The 20517-nt window shown below is 65.3% G+C and carries 20 protein-coding genes and 1 other RNA gene; 12 read left to right on the forward strand and 9 right to left on the reverse strand.

The window, feature by feature from the left end:
- The first annotated feature begins 51 nt into the window (after positions 1-51).
- From EUV02_RS02390 to EUV02_RS02415, 6 genes are all read left to right on the forward strand, one after another.
- The gene (locus tag EUV02_RS02390; RefSeq protein ID WP_135244617.1) at positions 52-1275 is read left to right on the forward strand and encodes an NAD(P)/FAD-dependent oxidoreductase; all 1224 of its coding nucleotides are present in this window, start codon (positions 52-54) and stop codon (positions 1273-1275) included.
- Positions 1276-1390: 115 nt separating this feature from the next.
- Positions 1391-2635 (forward strand): cytochrome c peroxidase, encoded by a 1245-nt coding sequence (locus tag EUV02_RS02395; protein WP_166430467.1) that lies wholly within the window; start codon positions 1391-1393, stop codon positions 2633-2635.
- A 95-nt stretch (positions 2636-2730) separates the two neighbouring features.
- Positions 2731-3930, forward strand: coding sequence for a M24 family metallopeptidase (locus EUV02_RS02400; protein WP_135244619.1), 1200 nt, complete (start codon positions 2731-2733; stop codon positions 3928-3930).
- A 37-nt stretch (positions 3931-3967) separates the two neighbouring features.
- On the forward strand, positions 3968-5917 hold the full coding sequence (locus tag EUV02_RS02405; RefSeq protein WP_135244620.1) for an alpha/beta hydrolase family protein: 1950 nt from the start codon (positions 3968-3970) through the stop codon (positions 5915-5917).
- A complete protein-coding gene (locus EUV02_RS02410) occupies positions 5917-6300 on the forward strand; it encodes a nuclear transport factor 2 family protein (protein WP_207790093.1) in 384 nt (127 codons plus the stop codon). The genes EUV02_RS02405 and EUV02_RS02410 overlap by 1 nt, the downstream gene beginning before the upstream one ends.
- A gap of 352 nt (positions 6301-6652) precedes the next feature.
- The gene (locus tag EUV02_RS02415; RefSeq protein WP_135244622.1) at positions 6653-8482 is read left to right on the forward strand and encodes a bifunctional helix-turn-helix transcriptional regulator/alpha/beta hydrolase; all 1830 of its coding nucleotides are present in this window, start codon (positions 6653-6655) and stop codon (positions 8480-8482) included.
- On the opposite strand, the gene EUV02_RS02420 is transcribed toward EUV02_RS02415, so the two are convergent.
- Both EUV02_RS02420 and EUV02_RS02425 read right to left on the reverse strand, forming a co-directional pair.
- Entirely contained in the window at positions 8483-9076 is a 594-nt protein-coding gene (locus EUV02_RS02420) for an HdeD family acid-resistance protein (protein WP_135244623.1), read from the reverse strand.
- Between the two features lie 80 nt (positions 9077-9156).
- Positions 9157-10527, reverse strand: a complete 1371-nt coding sequence (locus tag EUV02_RS02425) for an aromatic ring-hydroxylating oxygenase subunit alpha (RefSeq protein WP_135244624.1) — start codon at positions 10525-10527, stop codon at positions 9157-9159.
- Positions 10528-10655: 128 nt separating this feature from the next.
- Between EUV02_RS02425 and EUV02_RS02430 the strand changes: the two genes are divergently transcribed.
- Genes EUV02_RS02430 through EUV02_RS02440 form a run of 3 tightly spaced genes read left to right on the forward strand, consistent with a single transcriptional unit; the run spans position 10656 to position 13762 of the window.
- On the forward strand, positions 10656-11120 hold the full coding sequence (locus EUV02_RS02430) for a DUF3237 domain-containing protein (RefSeq protein WP_207790094.1): 465 nt from the start codon (positions 10656-10658) through the stop codon (positions 11118-11120).
- Positions 11117-12028, forward strand: a complete 912-nt coding sequence (locus tag EUV02_RS02435; RefSeq protein WP_135244625.1) for a winged helix-turn-helix transcriptional regulator — start codon at positions 11117-11119, stop codon at positions 12026-12028. Before EUV02_RS02430 ends, EUV02_RS02435 begins: the two co-directional genes overlap by 4 nt.
- Positions 12029-12076: 48 nt before the next feature.
- Entirely contained in the window at positions 12077-13762 is a 1686-nt protein-coding gene (locus EUV02_RS02440; protein ID WP_135244626.1) for a class I adenylate-forming enzyme family protein, read from the forward strand.
- Between the two features lie 227 nt (positions 13763-13989).
- On the opposite strand, the gene rnpB is transcribed toward EUV02_RS02440, so the two are convergent.
- Positions 13990-14372: RNase P RNA component class A (gene rnpB, locus EUV02_RS02445), an RNA gene on the reverse strand.
- Positions 14373-14462: 90 nt separating this feature from the next.
- Here rnpB and EUV02_RS02450 point away from each other — a divergent pair.
- Positions 14463-14705, forward strand: coding sequence for a hypothetical protein (locus EUV02_RS02450; protein ID WP_135244627.1), 243 nt, complete (start codon positions 14463-14465; stop codon positions 14703-14705).
- 97 nt (positions 14706-14802) lie between these two features.
- Here the strand turns inward: EUV02_RS02450 and EUV02_RS02455 are convergent, their stop codons facing one another.
- The 6 genes from EUV02_RS02455 to EUV02_RS02480 form a co-directional block, all read right to left on the reverse strand.
- Positions 14803-15474, reverse strand: coding sequence for an N-acetylmuramoyl-L-alanine amidase (locus EUV02_RS02455; protein WP_135244628.1), 672 nt, complete (start codon positions 15472-15474; stop codon positions 14803-14805).
- A complete protein-coding gene (locus tag EUV02_RS02460; RefSeq protein WP_135244629.1) occupies positions 15471-16346 on the reverse strand; it encodes a DMT family transporter in 876 nt (291 codons plus the stop codon). Before EUV02_RS02460 ends, EUV02_RS02455 begins: the two co-directional genes overlap by 4 nt.
- Positions 16343-17080: a J domain-containing protein gene (locus EUV02_RS02465; RefSeq protein ID WP_135244630.1), complete on the reverse strand. Its 738-nt coding sequence runs from the start codon at positions 17078-17080 to the stop codon at positions 16343-16345. Before EUV02_RS02465 ends, EUV02_RS02460 begins: the two co-directional genes overlap by 4 nt.
- 3 nt (positions 17081-17083) lie before the next feature.
- Positions 17084-17671 carry a histidine phosphotransferase family protein gene (locus EUV02_RS02470; RefSeq protein ID WP_166430468.1) on the reverse strand — a complete coding sequence of 196 codons (588 nt, stop codon included), beginning with the start codon at positions 17669-17671 and terminating at the stop codon, positions 17084-17086.
- Between the two features lie 188 nt (positions 17672-17859).
- The gene (locus EUV02_RS02475) at positions 17860-18120 is read right to left on the reverse strand and encodes a cold-shock protein (RefSeq protein WP_135244632.1); all 261 of its coding nucleotides are present in this window, start codon (positions 18118-18120) and stop codon (positions 17860-17862) included.
- Entirely contained in the window at positions 18120-18539 is a 420-nt protein-coding gene (locus EUV02_RS02480) for a M67 family metallopeptidase (RefSeq protein WP_135244633.1), read from the reverse strand. The genes EUV02_RS02475 and EUV02_RS02480 overlap by 1 nt, the downstream gene beginning before the upstream one ends.
- Before the next feature lie 30 nt (positions 18540-18569).
- On the opposite strand from EUV02_RS02480, the gene EUV02_RS02485 reads away from it, so the two are divergent.
- Positions 18570-19550 carry an RluA family pseudouridine synthase gene (locus tag EUV02_RS02485; RefSeq protein WP_424022166.1) on the forward strand — a complete coding sequence of 327 codons (981 nt, stop codon included), beginning with the start codon at positions 18570-18572 and terminating at the stop codon, positions 19548-19550.
- Positions 19551-19560: 10 nt separating this feature from the next.
- Complete coding sequence (rpoH, locus tag EUV02_RS02490) at positions 19561-20460, forward strand: RNA polymerase sigma factor RpoH (RefSeq protein WP_135244634.1); 900 nt, start codon at positions 19561-19563, stop codon at positions 20458-20460.
- Positions 20461-20517: the final 57 nt, after the last annotated feature.

Consider the following 20517-nt stretch of genomic DNA (forward strand, 5'->3'; position numbering starts at 1 on the left):
ACAGGGATGCAGCCTTATAGCGCGCCGCCCGCGAACCGAAAGCCCCGCCCCATGTCCAATTCGCCCCGCACTGCCATCGTCATCGGCGGCGGCTTGGTCGGCAGCGCCTGCGCGTTGCGGTTGGCCGGCGCCGGTCTGGCGGTGACGGTGATTGATGATGCCCCGAAGCAGCGCCCGGCATCGTGGGGCAATGCCGGGCATATCGCCGTCGAGCAGGTCGAGCCGATTGCGTCATGGGCGACTTTGCGGTCGGCGCCGCGTCGGCATTTTGCGCGCGGCGGTGCGCTCGATTTGCCGGTCGCGGCGATTGGCGCATGGCTGCCGTTCGGGCTGCGTCTGGCGGCGGCGGCAACGCGCTTCGATGCCGGCAAGGCAGCGCTGACGCGGCTGATGGCGGGCGCGATGCCGGCGTGGCGACGGCTGGCAGCGGACCTCGGAGATGCGGCGCTGCTGCGCGAGGATGGGCATTTCATTCTGTGGGAAACTGCCGCGACCGCCGCCGCCGGGCGCGCTGCCTGGGCCGCGACCGACACCGGCTCCGCGACCATCCGCGAGGCGACCGCTACCGAGATTGAGGTGCTGCGCGGTGCGATGGGGGCGGCGTTTGCCGGGGCCGTGCGGTGCGAAGGCTCGGCGCAGATTGCCGACCAAACGCAGCTTGCCGAGGCATTGGCGGCCGCGCTTGCGCGGGCAGGGGTGGTCCGGCACCTTGGCGCGGCGACGTTAGTAAAGCGAGGCGACCGTGTGACGGTAGAAGTCGGCGGCGAAGGTCTCGACGCCGATGTCGTGCTCGTTGCGGCAGGGATCGGTTCTGCAGCGCTGCTCGCCGGCGTCGGCGTGCGCGTGCCGCTGATTGCCGAACGCGGCTATCACATCGAAGCGCCCACCAGCGGCGCGATGCTGCCACCAAGGGTATTCGAGGATCGCTCGATGATCGTCACGCGCTTCGGCAACCGGTTGCGCGCCGCGAGCTTTGTCGAATTTTCACGCGCCGACCTGCCGCCCGACCCGCGCAAATGGGCGCGACTGCAGCGCCACGTTGCTGAACTCGGGCTGGCGTTCGAAGGCGAAGTCACCCCGTGGTACGGCAGCCGCCCGACGCTGCCCGACTATCTGCCCGCCATTGGCCGCGTGGCCGGCACCGCCAATCTTGCCGCGGCGTTCGGCCACAACCACCTAGGACTTACTTTGTCAGCTGTGACCGGCGAAATCGTCGCCTATATGCTGGTCGGCGAAGCCGCACCCGACCCGGCATTCTCAACGGTTCGCTTCTGAAGGCGGCTGCTGCAATTTGCTGCCTTCACAATTCTGCAATGTAAATGCGGTTGATTCTCAATAGCAATGTATGCTCTACGCAGTTGTGGATATTGCTAGAGGGCAGGGGCAGACGATGTGGCATTGGACTTGGGTGGGTGTGGCAGCAATCATAGCGCTGGCGTCGCCGGCAAAAGCGGCGCTGACGGCGCAGCAGGCATTGGGCAAATCGCTGTTTTTCGATGCGACATTGTCGCACAGCGGCAACCAGTCCTGCGGGTCGTGTCACAGCCCTGCGTCGGCATTTACCGACCCCGACAAGACGCATGCCACCTCCAAAGGCGACAATCCGACGCTTTTCGGCAACCGGAATGCGCCGAGTGCAATGTACATGGCGTATAGCCCCGACTTCCATTTCGATCCGGTCGAGGGGCTCTACGTTGGCGGCCAGTTCGGTGATGGTCGTGCCGCGACGCTCGAGGCGCAGGCCAAGGGCCCGTTTCTAAACCCGGTCGAAATGGGCAATGCCAGCCGCGCCGATGTCGTCGCGCGGCTGCAGTCCGGCGCCAACGCGGCAGCGTTCATGACGGTCTACGGTACCAATGTCTTCGATGACGTCGATGTCGCCTACAACAACCTCGCCGGCGCGATTGCCGAATATGAACGTTCGAGCGAGCTGTCGCCGTTCACGTCAAAATATGACTATTCGCTCAAAGGGCAGGCGCGGTTGAGTTGGCAGGAAATGCGCGGGCTGGCGGCATTCAATGACCCGATGAAGGGCAATTGCGCGGCATGTCACATCAGTACGCCGGGCGATGACGGCAGCCTGCCGCTGTTCACCGACTTCACCTATGACAACATCGGCAGCCCCAAGAACTGGCACAGCGATTTCCTCAGCCTCGATTTCCAGTACAACCCCGATGGCGCAGCGTTTCTCGACTATGGCCTGGGCGGCGTGGTCGGGGATGACAGCCTTTACGGCGCCTTCAAGGTGACGACGCTGCGCAACATCGCGTTGACCGCGCCCTATGGCCACAACGGCTGGTTCACCAGCCTTGACCAGGTCGTCGATTTCTATGCGACGCGCGACAGCAAGCCGGTGTGCGTCGATCCGACCGTCACCGCGACCGAGGCTGTCACACTCGGGTGCTGGCCCGCGGCCGAATTCGACGCGACCAAGAATGCCGATGAACTCGGCAATCTGCCGCTGAGCAAGCGCGACAAGGCCGATATCGTCGCCTTCCTCAACACGCTGAGCGATGGCTATGTGCCGTCCTCGAACGTTCCCGAGCCCGCCAGCTGGGCGATGATGATCGCCGGCTTCGGGATGGTTGGCGGTGTTGTTGGCTGGCGGCGGCGCCGAAACCCGCAAGCAATCTGATTTGTCTGGTTGAATCGCGCCATCAACCACCTTGCCGGCTTGTCTGGCGCGCCTGTCTGACGCAAGGTGCGGGCCGGTCAGAACAGGGAACGCGCATGGCTAACGGCATCGGTGGTTCGACGGCAGCGGCAGAGCTCGCCGCAATCAAGCCCTGGGACAAACCTGCGCCGCGCATTACCCGCGATGAGCGCGAGGCGCGTATCGATCATGCCCGTGCGCTGGTGCACAAAGCCGGCACGCATGCGCTGCTGATTGGTGCCGGCGCCAGTCTTGACTATTTTACCGGCATCCCTTGGGGCGCGAGCGAGCGGCTGGTGGCGCTGCTGTTACCGCCGCGCGGCCTGCCGATCATCATCTGCCCTGAGTTCGAGCGCGGCTCGCTCGATGCCGTGCTCGATATCGCCTGCGAAGTCCGGACCTGGGAAGAGCATGAAAGTCCCTATGCGCTGGTTGCGCACGCGCTCAACCAGACTCAAAGCAGCGTTCTGTCGGTCGATCCGCAGATGTCGTTCGTCATGGTCGACCGGCTGCGGCACGCCACCACGGGCCTGCGGACGATTGATGCCAGCCCGATTGTCGATGGCTGCCGACGTATCAAGTCGCCCGCCGAACTCGCGCTGATGCGGCAGGCCAAGCTGATGACGCTCGAAGTGCAGCGCCGTGCCGCGGCAATCCTGCGTCCCGGCATCACCGCGACCGAAATCCGCAACTTCCTCAATGACGCGCACCGCGCCATCGGGGCCGCGGGCAGCAGCTTCGCCATCGTCCAGTTCGGGCGCTCGACGGCGTATCCGCATGGGTTGCCCGGTGAAAGCGTGCTCGCCGAAGGCGACATGGTGCTGATCGACACCGGCTGTCTGGTTGCCGGTTACAACAGCGACATCACGCGCAGCTATGTGTTCGGCGAACCCAGTGCCGAGCAGCGCCGCATCTGGAATATCGAGGCGGAAGCGCAGCAGGCGGCGTTCAACGCGGTGCGTCCCGGCGTCGCCTGCGAGGCGGTCGACTGGGCGGCGCGTCATGCGCTGCAACGCCACGGCCTCGGGCCCGATTACCGGCTGCCCGGCCTGCCGCATCGCACAGGCCATGGCATCGGCCTGAGCATCCATGAAGCGCCGTATCTGGTGCGCGGCGACATGACATTGCTCGAGCCCGGCATGTGTTTTTCGAACGAGCCGATGATCGTCATACCCGACCGTTTCGGGGTGCGGCTTGAGGATCATTTCTTCGTCACTGAAACCGGCGCCGAATGGTTCACCAGCCGTTCGGTCGCTATCGACAAGCCGTTTGGCTGACACACAAGCCTTCTCGGTGGATTCAAAGGACATCCGCATGACCCATTCCGTCTGGCGCGCGCCCGCGCTCGTCGCGCTGCTGCTGCTCGGCACCACTGCAATTGCGGCGCCGGCTCCAGCGCCGAGCGTGCGCATGGTCGGCACGACGAAGCTCGAGAATGTGCCACCGATTCCAGCGGGCGTTTCGGCAGCAGTTCAGCGCTTCCAGAACTATCGCGCTGCAGTGTTGCAGGACTGGCTCGCCGACGGCTCGATGCTGATCACCACGCGGTTTGGTGCGACCAACCAGATCCACCGTGTTGCGGCACCCGGTGCGGCGCGCACGCAGTTGACGTTCTTTGCTGAGCCGGTGGCGGGGGCCGAGACCATCCCCGGCACCACCGACTTCGTGCTCGGCCGCGATACCGGCGGCGACGAATGGTTCCAGCTTTACCGCGCTGGGCTGGCGGGCGTGCCGGTGCAGCTGACCGAAGCCGGCACACGCAATGGCGGGCCGGTGATTGCAAAGGATGGCTCGCTGGTGCTGTGGGCGCGCGCCGTCAAGGGCTCGGGCGACTATGCGCTGATGGCGGCGAACCCCGCCGACCCCGCCAGCCGCCGCCTCATCTATCAGGCGCAGGGCTCGGTCAGCACCAACGACCTGTCGGCTGACAAGACGCAACTGCTGTTCGAGCGTGGTATTTCGAACCGCGAATCGCAGCTGTTCATTCTCGACATCGCCAGCGGCAAGGCGCGGCAGATCCGCAGCCAGGGCCAGCCGGCGCGTTTCGAGGGCGCCAAGTTCAGCCACGACGGCCGCAGCGTGCTAGCGATCACCGACGAAGCCAGCAACCTGCGCCGGCTGGTCAGCATCGACATCGCCACCGGCGCGCTGACCGAAGTCGCCAGCGATCCGCAATGGGATATCGAAGGCTTTGCAGTGTCGGATGATGGCCGCATCCTCGCCACCGTCATCAATGTCGACGGTGCGTCGAAGCTGGTGGTGCGCGACTTCGTCACGCGCCGCGCGTTGCCGCAGCCGGCATTGCCGCTCGGCGTTATCGATAATCTGCATTTCGCGCCCGACAACAACCGTCTCGGCTTTTCGATGCAGACACCGACGTCGGCGGGCGATGCTTGGAGCTGGGATTCGACCGCCGGCACGCTGACGCGCTGGACCAGCTCCGAACTCGGCGGGCTCGATCCGGCGAAGCTCGCGTCGCCCGAAGTCATCCGCTTCAAATCGTTCGACGGCGAGACGGTGTCGGCGCTGGTCTATCGCCCGAAGGTGGCACCCGGCACGCGCACGCCGGTGATCATCGACATCCACGGCGGGCCGGAATCGCAGACGCGCACCGGCTGGAACCCCGGCGCGCAATATTTTGCCAGCGTGCTCGGTGCCACCGTCATCCTGCCCAACGTCCGCGGCTCGGACGGTTACGGCAAACGCTTCCTCAACCTCGACAATGCCGCCAAGCGCGAGGACAGCGTCAAGGACATCGGCGCGCTGCTCGACTGGGTCGGCAAACAGCCAGATATGGATGCGGGCCGCGTCGCGGTCTATGGCCAGTCGTACGGCGGCTATATGTCGCTGGCGGTGATGACGCATTATTCGAACCGGCTGGTCGGCGGTGTCGAACGCTACGGCATCAGCAACTTCACGACGTTCCTGCAGAACACCGAAGCCTATCGCCGTGACAACCGCCGCGCCGAATATGGCGACGAACGCGACCCCGCGATGGCCAAGGCGTTCGTGACAATTTCGCCGATGAACAATCTGGCGAAAATCACCAAGCCGATGCTGGTGATGCAGGGCGCCAACGACCCGCGCGTGCCGCAAAGCGAGTCCGAACAGGTCGTCGCAGGCCTGCGCGCCAACGGCGTTGACACCTGGTACGTGCTCTATGCCGACGAAGGCCATGGCTTCCAGAAAAAGCCCAACAATGACTTGCGCCGCGAAGTCGAAACGGTCTTCCTGGGCAAATTGTTCGGAGAGGAATTGCGCTGATGGGTCACCCTGTCGAAGGCTGGTATGCCTATATGAAATCGCACGATCACGCCGCGCTCGACGCGATGCTCGCCGATGACGTGGTGTTCGAGTCGCCGGTGGTGCACACGCCGCAGCGCGGCAAGGCGATCACGCTGAAGTATCTCGGCGCGGCGGGCAGTGTGCTCGGCGGCTCGGGCTTCCGCTACGTCGGCGAATGGCGCGCCGACAATTCGGCGATCCTCGAGTTCGAGAACGAAATCGACGGTATCAAGATCAACGGCATCGACATGATCTGGTGGAACGACGCCGGCAAGATCAGCCGCTTCAAGGTGATGGTGCGGCCGTTGAAGGCGATCAATATGCTGCACGCGATGATGGGGGCCCAGCTGGCGAGCGCGTAAGGCATAATTCGCCCTTCGCGAATTCTGTCTTACGCGCCGACTCAGCGCAGCGCCCGGCCGGCGGGGTAGCGGCGATCTCGCCGATGAACCCGTCCGACGCGCGGGCTTTGCCCGCGCCCCTTCCTGCTCTTGCTATCCGCAAACACCAAAAAAAGTGGAAGCCGGCCGTGGGTTAGGGGGTCCGGCCGGCTTCCAGTTGGTCAGGCGGGCCGCATCTGCATGCGGTGCGCCCGGATTCGTCGCGGCGCTGATGCCGCCAATACTGAGCCCGATATTTGCCGCGTCTGGCCGCGGAGCCACACCCCCATTTGGGGGGTATTGGCAAAAGATTCTCAGGCGTTAAGCATCAATCATGAGCCGCGCCGCCGCCTTCCTCGATCGCTTCCGCCGCGCCACCCCCGATGATGCGTTGCTGGCGTTGCTTGCCGACGACCATGAGGGCTGGGGCGAAGCAATGGCGAAGGCGCCCGATGCGCTGCTCGCAGCCGCCACTGAAGCGATCGGCACCCGCAGCCCGCCTGCCGATTTGCAGGCCGACAGCTTCGCCTCGGCGGCGTGCGACCGCGACGGCAACATCGTCATCGCCGATCCGCGCTTCGTTGTCTGGCTCGACGGTGTCGATCCGCTCGCGGCGGTGGTGCGCCGGCTGACCCCGGAGCGACCGAGCGTTTCGGCGATTGCCGATGACCGCACCGGTCGGCCGGTGGCGCTCGCCGCTGCCGCGCCGGCGCTCGCTGCACACTGGCCGATTGCACCCGATGTCCGCGCCGTGCTGGCCGATGGCCGGGCGAGCTATGCGGTGATCGCGTTTCGCCCAGGCGCGCTGGCGTGGGAGCGAGCCGCGCAAATCTATGCCCTGACGCCGTCGCAAACCCGCCTGGTGGCGGCGCTGGCGCGGCGCGGAAATCTGCGTGCCGCAGCAAGCGACGCAGGTGTTACTTATGAAACCGCCCGCAAGCAGATTGCGCTGGTGATGGATAAGGTCGGGGCACAGCGTCAGACCGACCTTGTGCGCCGATTGCTCGCTTCCGCCGGCGGTGACTGGCGCCCGCCCGAGCATGCCGCGCGGCTGTTTTCCGACCTGTTCGCGCTGACACCGGGGCAGGCGCAACTGGCGCGCGAGATCGCCAACGGGGCAACGCGCGATGCCGCTGCCGCGGCGCAGGGCAAGTCACCGCATAGTGGCAAGGCCGATCTCAAGCTGATTTTCGCGGCGTGCGGGGTCGCCAATGCCGTCGATCTGGCGCGTATCGTCGCCGAAGTCGATGCGCTCGCCGGCCTGGTGACGGCGTGCAGCATCGAAATCATGCATATGGGGGGCCAAAATGAGCCGCTGCGTCTGCTCGCCCGCAGCAACGGCAGTGGCTGCATTGCCGTAGCCGACCATGGCCCGACGGGGGCGGCACCGGTGATCGTTTTTCACAACTCGGTGGCTGGGCGCCACCAGCCGCAGGCACTGATTACGGTGCTGCAAGCACGTGGCTTCCGGCCAATCCTTTTTGAACGTGCCGGCTTCGGGCTCAGCGATGCCGTTGCGGGCGATCCTTATGCAGCAGCCGTCAGCGATTTCGGCGATATCCTTGAGGCACTTGGCTTGGCACGTGTGCGGCTGCTGGTGCGCGGCGGCAGCACAGCGGCGCTGCATTGCGCCGCGGCCTATGCCGACCGCGTAACCGGCGGCGTGCTGCTCGGCCCTGACCCGCCGGTCGATCTTGACCGGCGCCTTGTCGGTATGATGGGACGCGGCAAGGCGCTGTTCTTCGGCACGCCGATGCTGGCGAACGCGTTTGCCAGGTTGATGTCGCGACGCTCCAATTCGGCGGTGATCGCCCGGCTCTACCGCGAAAGCGTTGTCGGCAGCCCCGTCGACACAGCAGCGCTCGCAGACGAGCAGGTGATTGCCGACCTGGTACGCGCCGGCCGCCAGTCGGCGCTCGGGATGCACGGGTTTCTGGCAGAAATGCTCTCGCACGGCGGCGGTGCGCGGCCGCCGGCACTGCCTGACGCATCAGGCTGGGTGGTGCTGACCGGCGCGCAGGACCCGCTCTATGCGTTTGACGATGCCGCCGGTTTCTGGCGCGACACGCTGCCGGGCGCACGCTTTCAAACCGTCGCCGAAGGCGGCCGCTTCCTGCACATTACGCACACGCAGGAAGTGGTCGCCGCGCTCGGCGCCACCTGATCAGCCTTGTAGGCGCTCGACCCCGGCGCTCGCCAGCCGGCGCGCCGCCATCGCCACCGTCAGTGTCGTGAAGCCGTTGAACAGCACGCTGATGCCGACGAGCGTGCCGACCAGCCAAACCGCCGAAACCGGGAACTGGTTGAACACCATCACCGCCAGAATGACCGAGACGATGCCACCGAACAGCATCCAGCCCCAGCCGTTCGCCGGCTTCATCTGGAACGACATGATGACGCGCATGACACCGTCAATGGCGAGCGCCACCGCGACGAACAGCGTCAGCGATTTCAGCCCCAGCGCCGGATGCGTGACAAAATAATAGCCGGCAACCGTAACCAGCAGCCCCCACAGGAACGCCAGCACGCCGCTGCCGAACGACCCCGCCATGAAGGCGCTGATGATGCGTGTGATGCCGACAATCAACATGACCACGCCGACCGTGATGACCACGGCGACGCCGGCAATCAGCGGCGAGAATATTGCGGCGAGGCCGACCAGCACCTCGAGCACGCCGAGCGCCATCAACCAGCCGGCATTCTTCTTGGCACGATGCAGCCAGGTTTCGATCCGTGTTTCGACTTCGCTATTCATCATCAGTCTCCCCTACCGTCAGGGCCGACAGCGTAAACCTGCAGCCGTAACGACGCAACAAGCCACCGATTTCGGGCGCGCAGTCAGCCGTTGCCGCCGGCCATATAGCTGTCAAGTGTCGCGTGATAGTGGCGAATCCGGCTTTCCTGATATGCCGCGAGCGTCACGCCGGGCTTTTTGGATGCGCGCAGGCCGCGCTGGATGCGTTTCAGATTGTCGGTGTCCTGGTCGGCGACCATCGCCGCCGAGCCGAGTTCCTTCGCGGTCGCCCAGGGCTCGTCGATGCCGAGCCAGGTGATTTCCGCGGGCTTGGGGTGGCTGCCATCGGGCGCCTTGGCGAACAGGAACATGATTTCCATGATGCAGGTTTCAGGGTCATCGCCATTAGGCCGGAAGCGATAAGTAATCGGCAGCGACTGGCCACCCCACGGCACCATGTTGGGGAACAGCAGATATTCGATCAGATCGAGCGATTCGGCGTCCGACAGCGCCGACATGTCGGTGCCCGACGACTTGCCGATCTTTTCGCGGGCGCGGGCGGCGAGCGCGGCACGCGGCGTCGTGCCGTTGGTGTCGATCGGTTTGCCGGCAAAGAACGGCATGTCGCGGCGCATGTGTTCGACGACGACATCATCAGGGGTGTTGGCGCGCGCGGGGCTCGGCACACCTTGTACGCTGATCATCCGGCTGACATGGCGGACGCCCGGCCAGACGTCGTACTGGGTATTTTCGTCGCCGTAATAGGCCATGACCTGCGGGTGCGCGCACGGCACGTGATAGGCCTCGATGAAGGCTTCGAGCGCCAGTTTCCAGTTGCACGGCATGATCTTGGCAACATGCGCGGCCTTGTAGCGGTCTTCGAGGCGGAACGCGTTGAAGTGTTCGGGCAGGATTTCGAGATAGGTTTCGAGCGGCTCGCACGTCGGATCGAGATTGACGAAGACGAAGCCGGCCCAGGTGCCGACCTTGGCTTCGGGCAGGTTGAAGTCGTGGCGGTCGATGTGCGCGAAGTCCCAGCCGCCTGGGATGACGGTCAGCTTGCCGTCGAGGTTCCAGGTGAAGCCGTGGAACGGGCAGCGCAGCGCCTTGACACAGCCACCGCTGTCGCGGAGCCGCGTGCCGCGGTGCAGGCAGGAGTTCACATAAGCGCGGATTTCAGTGGGGCCGGTGCGGACGACGATCAGCGAATCATGGACGATGTCATAAACGACATGGTCGCCGACATTGGGGATTTCCTCGATGCGGCACGCGAGTTGCCAAGTCCGGCGCCATACTTGTTCGACTTCGCGGTCGTGCCAGTCTTTCGAAAAATAGCGTTCGGCCGAAACGTCGGCGGTGGACTGTCCGGTCGCGGGCGATTCGGCACGCAACACTGCGGGCGCGGGGTTGGTGTCGCGGTCATAGACCTGTTGCACCGACGGCGCTGGACGGCCGGCCGGAATCGCTGCGGACATGGTGAGTCTTCCCCGGTTGTTTGAAACGATGATACGCAGTCAATTACACTATGCAACCGTGATTCTATATACTAGCTTCAATTCATCATAAACATGCTACAGTTGTGCAATGATGGGGGGAGGTCGATATGGTCCAGTTGCAAAGCGCGCCGCTGATGGTGCTCGACCTTGATGTGCCGTTTGCCGAGATGCTGTCGATCGGCGCGACTCCGGCCGGCCGTCGCCGCATCGCCCCGGTTGCCGGCGGCAGCTTCAGCGGTGACCGGCTGCGCGGCACGGTGTTGCCGGGCGGTGCCGATTGGGTGCTCAACCGTGCCGACGGGGTGATGCTCATCGATGTGCGGCTGGCGCTGCTGACCGACGACGGTGCGCGGCTGTACCTGACCTATCAGGGCAGCTTTCGCGCACCTGACGACGTGATGGCGCGTTTCAACCGCGGCGAACGGCTGGGTGACGATGAATACCTGCTGCGCACCGTGGCACGCTTCGAGACGGGCGCGGAAGCCTACCGCTGGCTCAACGACACGATTGTCGTCGGTATCGGCCACCAGCGCGCCGGTGGCCCGCGCTACCATTTGTTCGAGATTCTGTGAGCGCACCGCCGTCGCCGCGCGCAACTGCCGCCATTCTCGTCGCGGTGCGGCAGGCGGCCGACCTGCTGTGCGACCGCTGGACGCTGATGCTGCTCGCGCTGTTGGCGAATGGCGCAACACGCTTTGCAGCCCTGGTCGACGGTGGCGTGCCGGCGCGGCTGGCGGCGCTGCGGCTGCGGACGCTGGAAGGTGCCGGGCTGGTGGTCAAGCTGCCGTATTGCCTGCGGCCGGTGCGCCACGAATACCGCCTGACCCCGGCGGGCGAGGCATTCCTGCCGGTGCTCCACGAAATGCTGCGCTGGGAGGCTGCACACAACGCCATGCCACCGCCGGCTGCATTGCTTGGCGGGCGCACCTTGCGCAACGTGATGGCATGTGCGGCATGTGGTGCCGATGCCGATGCGCGCGGCGTCGCGCTGCAGGTTACCGGCCGCGGCATTGCAGCGCTGCCGGCCAAGCAGCGTGCGACCCGGCGCTCGACGCTCGACAGCGCTGACGGACAGGCATTGCCGTGGCTTGCCGCCAGCCTCGACATCTTCGGCGACAAATGGGGCATCGAGATCCTCGTCTGCGCCTTCATGCGCGTCCGCCGCTTTGGGGCGCTGCGCGACGCCACCGGCATTGCCGCCAACATATTGTCGAACCGGCTTGAGCGGCTGCAGGCGCTCGGGCTGCTGACGCCGGGCGGGGAGGGCTATTGGCTGACGCCGCGCGGGCTCGACCTGTACGGCGTGCTCGTCGCAATCCAAAATTGGGCCGATCACTGGCTCGTCGCGCGCACCCGCGCGCCCATTCGGCTGGTGCATCGCAGCTGCGGCGCCGCCTTCCTGCCGTCGGCATTTTTGCCCGACCCGGCAGTTGCGCACGCATCGGCACTTGCCGTGAGCGTCAACCACGCTATGCGTTGACGGTCGAACCGGAAAACCGGTCGCTTATCAGTCAATGGGGAACTCGCCATGCATTATGCGGAACTGGCGCAAGCGCGCGCCGAACTGACCGGCCCGGGCGGAACATTCGAGATCGAGGAGGTCGAGGTCCTCGGCCAGCGCCTGCGCAACTACAAGAATGCACCGCCGAGCGTCCGCGAATTCTGGCTGTCGACCGCCGCGTTCGCCGACCGCCCCTACCTTGTTTATGGCGACGAGACGCTGACCTATGCCCAGACGCACGCCAAGGCCGATGCGGTGGCGGCGTGGCTGCTGGCCCACGGCGTCAAGCCCGGCGACCGCGTTGCGGTTGCCATGCGCAACTTCCCCGAATGGATGGTGATCTACTGGGCGTGCGTGTCGGTGGGTGTGGCGGTTGTCGGTATGAACGCCTGGTGGACGACTGACGAGATGGCCTATGCGCTCGGCGACTCGGCGCCCAAGGTGCTGTTCCTCGATGACGAGCGGCTGGTACGCGTGCAGGCGCGGCCCGACATGGTGGCGGGCATCAAACTCGTCGGCGTGCGGCTGGTGGCTGCGCATCCCGGCATCACACCCTGGGACGATGTCGTCGCCAACGGCGGCGCGATGCCCGATGTCGCGGTCGACCCCGAAGCTGACGCTTGCATTTTCTACACCAGCGGCACCACCGGCAACCCGAAGGGTGCGCAGCTGACGCACCGCGGTTGCGTCGCGAACCTGTTCAACCTGATGTACGCTGGCGCTTCGACAGCGCGTGCCATGCAGCTGGCGACCGGGCTTGAACCCCCGGCGGAAGCGCCGATCCCGGTGACGCTGATCACGACGCCGCTGTTCCACGTCACCGCGAACAACTGCGGTGCCTATGCAACGACGGCGGCGGGCGGCAAGCTGGTGATGATGTACCGCTGGGATGCCGGCGAGGCGTTGAAGCTAATCGCGCGCGAGCGTGTGTCGTCGATGAGCGGCGTGCCGGTGATGGCGCGCGAGCTGATCAATCATCCCGACTTCCTGACCAGCGACACCAGCAGCCTCGTGGCGCTGGCCGGCGGCGGCGCGCAGGTGCCACCCGACCTGGTGCTCAAGATCGAGGACAAGGTCTCCACCGCACGCCCCGGCACCGGCTACGGCATGACCGAAACCTGCGGCATCATCACCTCGGTTTCGGGCGACTTCTTCGTCGACAAACCTGACACCGCAGGGCCGTCGATGCCCAACTTCGAAGCCAAATGCGTTGATGATGATGGCAACACCGTGCCGCCCGGCGCCATCGGCGAGCTGTGGGTCAAGGGTTCGTCGGTCATCAAGGGCTACATCAACCGCCCCGATGCCACCGCCGCATCGATCACCGATGGGTGGCTGCACACCGGCGACATCGCGCGCATCGACGAAAACGGCTTTATCTTCATCGTCGATCGCAAGAAGGATATGGTGCTGCGCGGCGGCGAGAACGTCTATTGCGCCGAAGTTGAAGCCACCGTCTATCGCCACGCCGCGATCGCCGAATGCTGCGTGTTCGGCGTTGCTGACGAGCGACTGGGCGAGGAAGTTGGCGTCGCTGTGGTGCTCAAGCCGGGCGAGGTGCTGTCGGACACCGAGCTTCGCGAGCATTGCGCGGTGCTGATCGCCAAGCACAAGGTGCCGCGGTATGTGTGGTTTTTGGACGAGCCGCTGCCGCGCAACGCCAGCGGCAAGTTCCTGAAGCGCGAGTTGCGCGACCGGCTAAGCCCGGCCTGACCTGACCTCCCTCCCCCTTGCAGGGAGGGCGACTCGCGGAACGCGAGCGGGGTGGGGGTTGGCCCTTGGCGCCGGGAGTAGGGAAGCAAAGAAGAGCGTCGTGGCAAAGCCACGCCGTCGAACGGGTTCGTCGGCCGAGGCCTCCGCCCCGCCGGCCGGGCGCTTCGCCGAGTCTGCGCGCAAGGCCAAAATTGCGAAGGGCAATTTTGGCCTTGCGCGCAGCCGGCTCGGCCAGACCATCTGTAAGCCGGGTTCTGTCCCGGGGCTTGCGCTCCATAGACGGTCATTCCTCTAGGACGAACGTTACCGTCCGCCTCAAGCAACCAACCCGGACGACTGGGCCGCAGCGGGCCTTGCACGTTGCCGTGCGCGCCGTCCCTATTCGGTCTTGCTCCCGGTGGGGTTTGCCGTGCCGCTTCGGTTGCCCGTCGCGCGGTGCGCTCTTACCGCACCCTTTCACCCTTGCCCTTCTCGAAAGTCAGGCGGTCTGCTCTCTGTGGCACTTTCCCTGGGGTCACCCCCGCCGGGTGTTACCCGGCACCGTTGCTGCGTGGAGCCCGGACTTTCCTCCCCCACACTCGCGTGCAGCGGCGACCGTCCGATGGTCTGGCCGAAATCCCCGTCTAGGCGTGCCGGCGCCCCTTGCCAAGCGCCACGTCGCACGGCAAAGCGCGGGACAAGCCCCAAGCGGAGACCCGACATGCGTGCGCTGCTGATTGCTACACTGCTGCTGCTGCCCGCCTGCTCGACCATGCGGGACGCCGCCGCCAAGCAGCGCGAACTCGCCGAACACGGGATTCCGGGCGTCACCACCGCCGCTGCCTATGAAGCCGCGAACCCTACCGAACCGGCAGCGGCACCGCCCGCCGACAAGACCAAGGCTCTGCCAAGCGGGCTGGGTGGCGATAAGGAAAACGCCGCGCACTTGCCGCCGCCGCAGTAAAGCGAAGGGCCTCCGGCGGGCAGGGGCTTGCCCCTGCACCCAGTTATCATACGCTCTTCAAATGGGTGCAGGCCTCAGGCCTGCCCGCCGGAGGCCCCTAACCTGCCACTAGAATGCTGCGAAGCAGCGTCCGGCACTCAGCATCGATGACACCGTCGATCTTCGCCGGCCGGAACCGGCGCTGGAATGCGACAACCGCGGCGTGCGCGTCGTCGATGTCATAGCCCCAGCGCTTGAGCGCGGCGAGGAAGCCGATGTCGTACCAATTCGGGTCGAAGCCATCGGTCGGGATCGGTGTGGCGAGGCCGGCGCGGGCCAGGCGGGGCCAGTCGAACAGTTCGCCGGGGTCCTGCTTGCGCGCCGGGGCGATATCGCTATGGCCGACGACCATGCAGGTGGAGATCTTGTAGCGGTGCGCGATATCGGAGACCAAGGCCTCGACAGCGGCCATCTGCAGCTCGGGGAAGGGGCGGTAGCCGAATTCGTGGCCCGGGTTGACGATCTCGATGCCGATGCTGGCGCTGTTGACATCCATGATGCCGCGCCACTCGCTGCGGCCGGCGTGCCAGGCGCGATTGGCCTCATCGACCATACGGACGATTTGCCCGTCTTCGGCGACGACATAGTGCGCCGAGACTTTGGCGGCCGGGTCGGCGAGGCGGTCGAGCGCGGCCTGCGCGGTTTCCATACCGGTATAGTGCAGCACGATCATCGAGATGGGGAAACGGCGTTGGTCGAAGTTGGGGCTCGGCAGGTCGATGAAATTCATGCCAGCACCTCGACTTCGGGCGCGTTCGCGGTGCGCAAGGTGATGATAGCGATGCCGATCATCGTCAAGATGCCGCCGATGACCATTTCGATGGTGACCGGCGTGCCGAGCACGACGGTCGCGACGATGACCGATAGCAGCGGCGTCGGCAGCGTCATCGGCGACACCATGCTGACCGGATAGTGGCGGAACAGATACGACATACCGGCATGGCCGATAACCGATGCGCCAAGCGCCGAATAGGCCAGCCAGCCCCAGATATTCGGGGCGATGGCCCCGACTTGCATGATCGCGCCAGGCTCCTCGACATAACTCGCCGCGCCGAGGAGCGGGATGCTGATCAGTGCCAGCCAACCATGAACGTTGAGCGGGTTGAGGTCGCGCAGCGACCGGAACAGCAGCGTGCCGACCGCCCAGCAGAACGTGCCGGCGATGGTCAGCAATATGGCGATACGCTCGTCAAAGATGCGCGGATCGAAAACCATCACCGCAACCCCCAGGAACGACAACACAATCCCGAGCATCCGCACCCAGCGGATGCGTTCGCGGTAGAAGATGATCGCCAGCAACAAGCTGAACGGCACGCCGAGTTGGCCGGCAATCGCCAGCGCCGACACATTGTACGCTGCCTTGAACGACATCGCGCCGAGGCCCATGGCCAGCGCCCCGGCAATAACGCCGGTGATCCCGATCAGCCGCATCCGGCCCGGTACCCAGCGCATGAATGGCAGGCACGCGGCCAGCACGATGCCATAGCGGATTGCCACCGCGAGCAACGGCGGCACCGCATTGACGCTGAACTTGATCGCCACCGTATTGAAGGCCCAGATGCAGTCTATCAGCAGGATGAAGGCGATGTGGATCGGTTTCATGCAGCGCCCTTTGGCATGATTGCAGCATAAGCTGCGTTGAGCGCCGCCATGCGCGCTTCGGCGACCTTGATGAATTCGAGCGGCGTGCCATCGGCCATGTGGCGATCGGGATGCGTGGTCTTGACCAGCGCGCGATAGGCAGCGCGCACGACTTCCGGGGCTGCGCCGGGTTCGATGCCGAGTACGGCGTAGGGGTCATCGCGCCCGATACCATCGCCGCTCGGCAGATGCCGCGCCCGAATGCGGGCGTATTCGGCGGGCGTAAACCCCAGCCGCGTCGCCACAGCATCGAGATAGGCGAGCTCGTCGGGGTGGATGCCGTCGGTCTTGGCAATCAGCAGCAGCGCTTCGAGCAGGTCTTCGAGCACCGGCGTGCCGCGGCCGAGCAGCGCGGCGGCCTGATCGGCATAGGCTTCGAAGCCGGCGGTCGAGCCTTGCGCCAGCCGGTAGAAGCGCGTGGCGTTGCTGCGTTCGGCTTCAGGCACCTGGAACAGCCGCTGGAAGGTGGCGAACTCCGCGTCGGTGGCATCGCCGTCAGCGCGCGCCATTTTGGCCGCGAGCGCAATCGCCGCGATGGTAAACGCCACCTGGCGCCGCGCGGCGCTGGTCGCGCTGCCGCGCTGCTGTAACGCCAGATCGGCAGCGCCGCCCGCCGCGGCGCCGGCAAGCGCACCGAGCGGGCCGCCGAGCAGCAGCCCGGCAGCCGTGCCGATGAGCGTGCCCCAGATGGCCATGCGCTAGGCGGCGATATCGCCGGAATTATGGACGCGCAGGCGGAGTGTTTGCGGCACGGCGGTCATCGCCACGCGCTGGCCGTCAACGCCGGCATTGGCGATGACGACTTGCGCCAGTGCGGCACGTGGCGTCACGGCACCGCTGGCGCCGCCGATGGCATCATGGACATCGCGGTCGAGACGCAGATTGGGGCCATCGGCCTCGACGAAATCATCGCCAACGGTCAGCTTGCCGCCGCGCGTCAGCGCCTCGCAGGCCACCAGCGCCAGACCAAGCAGGGTCGCGGCAGCCGGCGCGGCGATCTGATCGCCACTGACCTGCCAATCGAGCGTCACCGCGTTGCGTGCGCTGACCCAGTCGGCGAGCAGGGCGCGTGCCTCGTGATTGGCGAGCGGGGCTTCGCTCGGCGACAAGATGACACGATACAGGCGCAGCGCGGCAGCCAGACCGCGAGCGCTATCGCGGATCAGGCCGCGGATTTCGGGGTTGTTGTCGTCTTCGAGCAAATCGAGCGCGGTTGAAATCGCGCCAATCGGACCCGCGAAATCGTGGCAAAGCCGTCGCGCTACAAGTCCAGCCAATTCAGTCATTTGCCTCAACTTCCCCCTGTCGATCCCATGTCGTGGGCCCTGCATGGGAGGCTATGCATGACCAACGGCAGCACGGGCACTCGCTCATGCCTGACTGGATTGCAACTGCAATCCGTATCAAATCATACCGAAAGATTAAGCGTTATCAGGCTAATGCCATTCAGGCAATTGCCTGTCGGCACCTGGACTCAGGGGATTGTGCCCGGCGGTTCGTCGGTGTTCGGATTTTCGATTTCCTCATCTTCGAGCAGCCGCAGGCCGAGCGCGGTCAGCCGGCCGTCACGCATCTGCGTCAATTCGAACTCGATGCGCTGGCCCTCCTCGATGACGTCAAGCCCGGCGACATGCACTGCAGAGACATGGACGAAGGCATCGCGCGCGCCGATGTCGGGCCGGATGAAACCGAAGCCCTTGGCGCGGTTGAACCATTTGACGGTGCCGGTGGCCATCAGACGACCACCAGTTCGACCGGCGCGAAGCGGCCATGCAATGCGCCGCCCGCCACAGCCTGCCAGGCGCACACGCCGGCGGCGCTGACGATGATCCATAATTGACCATCCTCGACCGCGCGCGCCGCGTCGGTCTTTGAGGGTTCAAGGCTGCCGTTCGGGTGCGAATGATAGTGTCCGATAACGGCTTCACCGTGGCCGCGGGCTTCGCGGTGCTCGCGCAGCAGCGCCGCCGGGTCGATTTCAAAGCTGCGTTCGGGGTGCGGCGCGACGTTTTTGGTGCTAATGGCGGCGCGTATGGACCCCGCATGACCCAGCAACAGCCCGCAGGCTTCCAGCGGCGCAGCGCTGCGCGCATGCGCCTGCATCGATTCAAGCGCCACCGTGGCAATCGTGCAACTTGCAATCTGACCATTCATCCCGACATCGGCTAGGCGATGGGGGACAAAATGTCGATGCTTGCTGATTCTGGGGGGCTTGCTGATGCGCCTGCGGAAGTGCGCGTTGCGGTCACGCCCGAAATGGCGGGCTGGCGGCTTGACCGGGCGCTCGCCGTCCTGGTGCCGACCTTGTCGCGTGAGCGTCTCAAGGCCTTGATGAGTAGTGGCGCGGTTGCCGGCGCCAGCGGGTTGCTGCGCGACCCAGCCAAAAAGGCGGTCGCCGGTGACCGGCTGACGGTGACGATCCCGGTGCCGGCGCCGTCGCATTCGGTGGCGCAGGATATCGCGCTCAACGTGGTGTTCGAAGACGCGCATCTGCTGATCGTCGACAAGCCCGCCGGGCTGGTCGTGCATCCGGCCGCAGGCAATCTCGACGGCACTTTGGTCAACGCGCTGCTGCATCATTGCGCCGGGCGGCTGTCGGGCATCGGCGGCGTGGCGCGGCCGGGCATCGTCCACCGTATCGACAAGGACACGTCGGGGCTGCTGGTCGTCGCCAAGGACGACCCGACGCATGAGGGCCTGTCGCGGCAATTCGCAGCACACACTGTTGAACGGCTCTACACCGCCGTCGTCTTCGGCCAGCCGGTGCCGCCCGCCGGGCGCATCGAAGGCGCACTGGCACGCAGCAGCGCCAACCGCCAGAAGATGGCGATCGTCCCCGAAGGCCGCGGCAAGCACGCCGTCACGCATTACCGGCTGGTGCAACCTTTGCGCGATGCCAGCGTTGTCGAATGCAAGCTTGAAACGGGCCGCACGCATCAGGTGCGTGTTCATATGGCGTCCATCGGCCACCCCTTACTCGGAGATCCAGCCTATGGACGCACCCGCAGCCAGCATCGTGCCGATCTCGCCGAGCTCGGCTTCGCGCGCCAGGCGCTGCACGCTGCGACGCTGGGCTTCATCCATCCCATCACCAAAGAAAAAGTTTCTTACCTGAGTCCGCTGCCAGCGGATATACAGGACTTGATTAGTCGTCTTTCGAACTAAGGAATTGCCGATGGCCAATGTGCCCGCTGTTATCCCCGCGATCGGCCCCGAAGCCGGGCTGAACCGCTACCTTGCCGAAATCCGCAAATTCCCGCTGCTGGCGCCCGAGCAGGAATACATGCTCGCCAAGCGCTGGGCAGAACATCAGGACCCCGAAGCTGCCGCGAAGATGGTGACGAGCCACCTGCGTCTGGTCGCCAAAATCGCCATGGGCTACCGTGGCTACGGGCTGCCCGTCGCCGAGCTGATTTCCGAGGGCAACATCGGCTTGATGCAGGGCGTCAAGAAGTTCGACCCTGAGCGCGGCTTCCGCCTCGCCACCTATGCAATGTGGTGGATCCGCGCCTCGATCCAGGAATACATCCTGCGCTCGTGGAGCCTCGTGAAGATCGGCACGACTGCCGCGCAGAAGAAGCTGTTCTTCAATCTGCGCCGGCTCAAGGGCAAGATCAACGCGATGGAAGACGGCGACATGCATCATGACGATGTCGCCAAGATCGCCACGACGCTCGGCGTGTCCGAAGACGAAGTCGTCAACATGAACCGTCGCATGGCGATGGGCGGCGACACCTCGCTCAACGCGCCGATGCGCGAGGACGGCGACGGTGAGTGGCAGGACTGGCTGACCGATACCGGCCCGATCCAGGACGAAATCGTCGCCGACGCGCAGGAGCGCGACCAGCGCCACGCGCTGCTCACCGAAGCCATGGACAGCCTCAACGAACGCGAAAAGCACATCCTGACGCAGCGCCGGCTGATCGACGAACCCGAAACGCTCGAGGAACTTTCGCAACAGTATAACATCAGCCGCGAACGCGTCCGTCAGATCGAGGTGCGCGCGTTCGAAAAGCTGCAGCGCGCGATGTATAGCCTCGCGGGCGCGCGCAATCAGTTGCCTGAACTGGCATAGGATCTAAGAGCCTCCGGCGGGCAGGGCCTTGGCCCTGCATCCGGGTAATGGGTGGGC

This window comes from Glacieibacterium arshaanense, from assembly GCF_004681125.1.
GTDB lineage: Bacteria > Pseudomonadota > Alphaproteobacteria > Sphingomonadales > Sphingomonadaceae > Polymorphobacter_A > Polymorphobacter_A arshaanense.

Excerpts from the sequence above, each read along its gene's own strand:
- EUV02_RS02400 (WP_135244619.1), top strand. The coding sequence starts at position 2,731 with ATGGCTAACGGCATCGGTGGTTCGACGGCAGCGGCAGAGCTCGCCGCA.
- EUV02_RS02465 (WP_135244630.1), bottom strand. The coding sequence starts at position 17,080 with ATGGCCATCTGGGGCACGCTCATCGGCACGGCTGCCGGGCTGCTGCTC.
- EUV02_RS02430 (WP_207790094.1), top strand. The coding sequence starts at position 10,656 with ATGGTCCAGTTGCAAAGCGCGCCGCTGATGGTGCTCGACCTTGATGTG.
- EUV02_RS02405 (WP_135244620.1), top strand. The coding sequence starts at position 3,968 with ATGACCCATTCCGTCTGGCGCGCGCCCGCGCTCGTCGCGCTGCTGCTG.
- EUV02_RS02450 (WP_135244627.1), top strand. The coding sequence starts at position 14,463 with ATGCGTGCGCTGCTGATTGCTACACTGCTGCTGCTGCCCGCCTGCTCG.
- EUV02_RS02420 (WP_135244623.1), bottom strand. The coding sequence starts at position 9,076 with ATGATGAATAGCGAAGTCGAAACACGGATCGAAACCTGGCTGCATCGT.
- EUV02_RS02410 (WP_207790093.1), top strand. The coding sequence starts at position 5,917 with ATGGGTCACCCTGTCGAAGGCTGGTATGCCTATATGAAATCGCACGAT.
- EUV02_RS02415 (WP_135244622.1), top strand. The coding sequence starts at position 6,653 with ATGAGCCGCGCCGCCGCCTTCCTCGATCGCTTCCGCCGCGCCACCCCC.
- EUV02_RS02425 (WP_135244624.1), bottom strand. The coding sequence starts at position 10,527 with ATGTCCGCAGCGATTCCGGCCGGCCGTCCAGCGCCGTCGGTGCAACAG.
- EUV02_RS02480 (WP_135244633.1), bottom strand. The coding sequence starts at position 18,539 with ATGAATGGTCAGATTGCAAGTTGCACGATTGCCACGGTGGCGCTTGAA.
- EUV02_RS02485 (WP_424022166.1), top strand. The coding sequence starts at position 18,570 with ATGTCGATGCTTGCTGATTCTGGGGGGCTTGCTGATGCGCCTGCGGAA.
- EUV02_RS02470 (WP_166430468.1), bottom strand. The coding sequence starts at position 17,671 with ATGACTGAATTGGCTGGACTTGTAGCGCGACGGCTTTGCCACGATTTC.
- EUV02_RS02460 (WP_135244629.1), bottom strand. The coding sequence starts at position 16,346 with ATGAAACCGATCCACATCGCCTTCATCCTGCTGATAGACTGCATCTGG.
- EUV02_RS02390 (WP_135244617.1), top strand. The coding sequence starts at position 52 with ATGTCCAATTCGCCCCGCACTGCCATCGTCATCGGCGGCGGCTTGGTC.
- rpoH (WP_135244634.1), top strand. The coding sequence starts at position 19,561 with ATGGCCAATGTGCCCGCTGTTATCCCCGCGATCGGCCCCGAAGCCGGG.
- EUV02_RS02475 (WP_135244632.1), bottom strand. The coding sequence starts at position 18,120 with ATGGCCACCGGCACCGTCAAATGGTTCAACCGCGCCAAGGGCTTCGGT.
- EUV02_RS02440 (WP_135244626.1), top strand. The coding sequence starts at position 12,077 with ATGCATTATGCGGAACTGGCGCAAGCGCGCGCCGAACTGACCGGCCCG.
- EUV02_RS02395 (WP_166430467.1), top strand. The coding sequence starts at position 1,391 with ATGTGGCATTGGACTTGGGTGGGTGTGGCAGCAATCATAGCGCTGGCG.
- EUV02_RS02455 (WP_135244628.1), bottom strand. The coding sequence starts at position 15,474 with ATGAATTTCATCGACCTGCCGAGCCCCAACTTCGACCAACGCCGTTTC.